Genomic DNA, 2,216 nt, shown 5'->3' on the forward strand with positions numbered 1-2,216 from the left:
CCTGCTCAACCTCGGTAGCGCGACCAGCGCCGAGATCGCGGCGCTGGGCGAGGAAGTCCTGCGCCGGGTCAAGGCCAGGACCAACATCGCCCTCGAGTGGGAAATCCAGCGGATCGGCACGGAATGAACAAAAATTTGCATGTCGTGGTGCTGATGGGCGGGTGGTCGGCCGAGCGCGAGGTGTCGCTGTCGAGCGGTGCCGGCGTTGCCGCCGCGCTGCGCGAACGCGGCTGGTCCAACGTCACCGAGCTCGACATGCAGCACGACGTTGCCGCCCGGCTCGCCGAGCTGAAGCCCGCCGTAGTGTTCAACGCGCTGCACGGTACGCCGGGCGAGGACGGCACGGTGCAGGGGCTGCTCGACCTGATGCAGATTCCCTACACCCACAGCGGCCTGACCACCTCGGCGATCGCGATCGACAAGGAGCTGACCAAGGCGGTGCTGGTGCCCCACGGCATCCGCATGCCCAAGGGCACGATGGTCGACACCGAAACGCTGTATGAGCGCGACCCGATCGCGCGGCCCTACGTTCTCAAACCGGTCAACGAAGGCTCGTCGGTCGGGGTCGCGATCGTTACCGACGAAGGCAATTACGGATCGCCGATCGGCCGCGACGTACCGGGGCCTTGGCAGCAATTCGACGCATTGCTCGCGGAGCCGTTCATCAAGGGCCGCGAGCTGACCGTGGCGGTACTCAATGACGAGGCGCTGGCGGTGACCGAGCTCAAAATCGACAATGGTTTCTACGATTACGAGCATAAATATACCGATGGTCGCACGGTCCACGTATGCCCCGCCGACGTGCCCGACGAGATCGCCCAGGCGATGCTCGACATGGCGGCCAAGGCGCACCGCGCGCTCGGCTGCAAGGGCGCGTCGCGCTCCGATTTCCGCTGGGATGACGAACAGGGCGAGGCCGGCATCTATCTGCTCGAGGTCAACACCCAGCCCGGGATGACCCCATTGAGCTTGGTCCCCGAGCAGGCCAAATATCGCGGCATATCCTATGGCGAATTGGTCGAGCGGCTGATCGCCGAGGCGCTGGCCGGCGCGGGGACCGGATGAGCGCCGCAAAAGTCCGCCGCGGCGGCGGGGGCCAGCGCCGCCCGCGCAAGCCGGCGGTGGCGGTGCCGCGCAAGATCGCCAAGCGGCTGCCGGTCGACCAGGCGCGCGCCAACCGGCTGGCGGGGGTGGCGTTCGCATTCTTTTTGCTGGCGATCGCGGTGGTTGCCTCGATCGCGCTCGACTGGCCGGCCAAGGCGGTCACCGCGGCGGGCGAGGCGGTCGGCCGCGCCGGGTTCACCGTCAAGCGCATCGACGTCCAGGGCATCCGCCAGATGGATTCGGCGCCGGTCTATGAAATCGCGCTCGACCAGCGCTCGATGGCGATGCCGCTGGTCGACGTCCACGCGATCCGCCGCAAATTGCTACGCTTCGGCTGGGTCAAGGATGCGCGGGTGTCGCGGCGGCTGCCCGACACGCTGGTGATCGACATCGTCGAGCGCACCCCGACCGCGTTGTGGCAGGACAAGCAGCGGCTGACGCTGATCGACGCCGAGGGCGTGGTGCTGGACAAGGTGGCGGTCGACGACATGCCCGATTTGCCCTTGCTGATCGGCCCCGGCGCCAATGCGCGCTCGCAGGAGCTGGCGCGGATGCTGGCCGCAGTGCCGACATTGAAGCCGCAGCTGGCCTCGGCGAGCTGGGTCGGGCGGCGGCGGTGGGATTTGAGCTTTCAGTCGGGCGAGACCGTTGCGCTGCCGGAAGGCGAGGTGGCGGCGAAGAATGCGTTGATGAAATTCGCCAAGGCCGACCGCTCGTCTGGGTTGCTCGGGCGCGGGCTGGTGCGGTTCGACCTCCGCGTGCCGGGCAAAATGATCGTGCGGCTGCCGCGCGCGCCGGGCGAGGCGATCGACCCCGCCGCCGCCGCGGCGGAGGGCTGAAGCCAGGTGAGCAGCCAGTCCGACCAGCCGCTGATTGCCGCGCTCGACATCGGTTCGTCCAAGGTGAGCGCGCTGATCGTGACCAGCGACGCCGACGGGCGCCTGCGCGTGCTCGGCACCGGCCAGCGCGAAAGCCGCGGGGTCAAGCGCGGCTACATCACCGACATGGCGGCGAGCGAGTTCGCGGTGCGCGAGGCGGTCGAGCTGGCCGAGCGGATGTCGGGGGTCACCGTCGACGAAGTCTGGGCGAGCTTCGGCGCCGGCGGGCTGGTC

2 protein-coding genes and 2 pseudogenes are annotated in these 2,216 nt (G+C 68.7%); all 4 read left to right on the plus strand.

Features of this window, described 5'->3' with window-relative positions; translation table 11 throughout:
- A pseudogene (locus RMP08_RS02520) lies at positions 1 to 127 on the plus strand (UDP-N-acetylenolpyruvoylglucosamine reductase); the annotation flags it as partial.
- Positions 124 to 1,065, plus strand: a complete 942-nt coding sequence (locus RMP08_RS02525) for a D-alanine--D-alanine ligase (RefSeq protein ID WP_310467399.1) — start codon at positions 124 to 126, stop codon at positions 1,063 to 1,065. The pseudogene RMP08_RS02520 and the gene RMP08_RS02525, both read left to right, overlap by 4 nt.
- Positions 1,062 to 1,943 carry a cell division protein FtsQ/DivIB gene (locus tag RMP08_RS02530; RefSeq protein ID WP_310467400.1) on the plus strand — a complete coding sequence of 294 codons (882 nt, stop codon included), beginning with the start codon at positions 1,062 to 1,064 and terminating at the stop codon, positions 1,941 to 1,943. The genes RMP08_RS02525 and RMP08_RS02530 overlap by 4 nt, the downstream gene beginning before the upstream one ends.
- Before the next feature lie 6 nt (positions 1,944 to 1,949).
- A pseudogene (locus RMP08_RS02535) lies at positions 1,950 to 2,216 on the plus strand (cell division protein FtsA); the annotation flags it as partial.

Origin of the sequence: Sphingomonas sp. (genome assembly GCF_031426035.1) — a bacterium.
Lineage (GTDB): Bacteria > Pseudomonadota > Alphaproteobacteria > Sphingomonadales > Sphingomonadaceae > Sphingomicrobium.

What these genes read in the sequence shown, in the direction of transcription:
- RMP08_RS02525 (WP_310467399.1), top strand. Translation starts at nt 124, where the DNA reads ATGAACAAAAATTTGCATGTCGTGGTGCTGATGGGCGGGTGGTCGGCC.
- RMP08_RS02530 (WP_310467400.1), top strand. Translation starts at nt 1,062, where the DNA reads ATGAGCGCCGCAAAAGTCCGCCGCGGCGGCGGGGGCCAGCGCCGCCCG.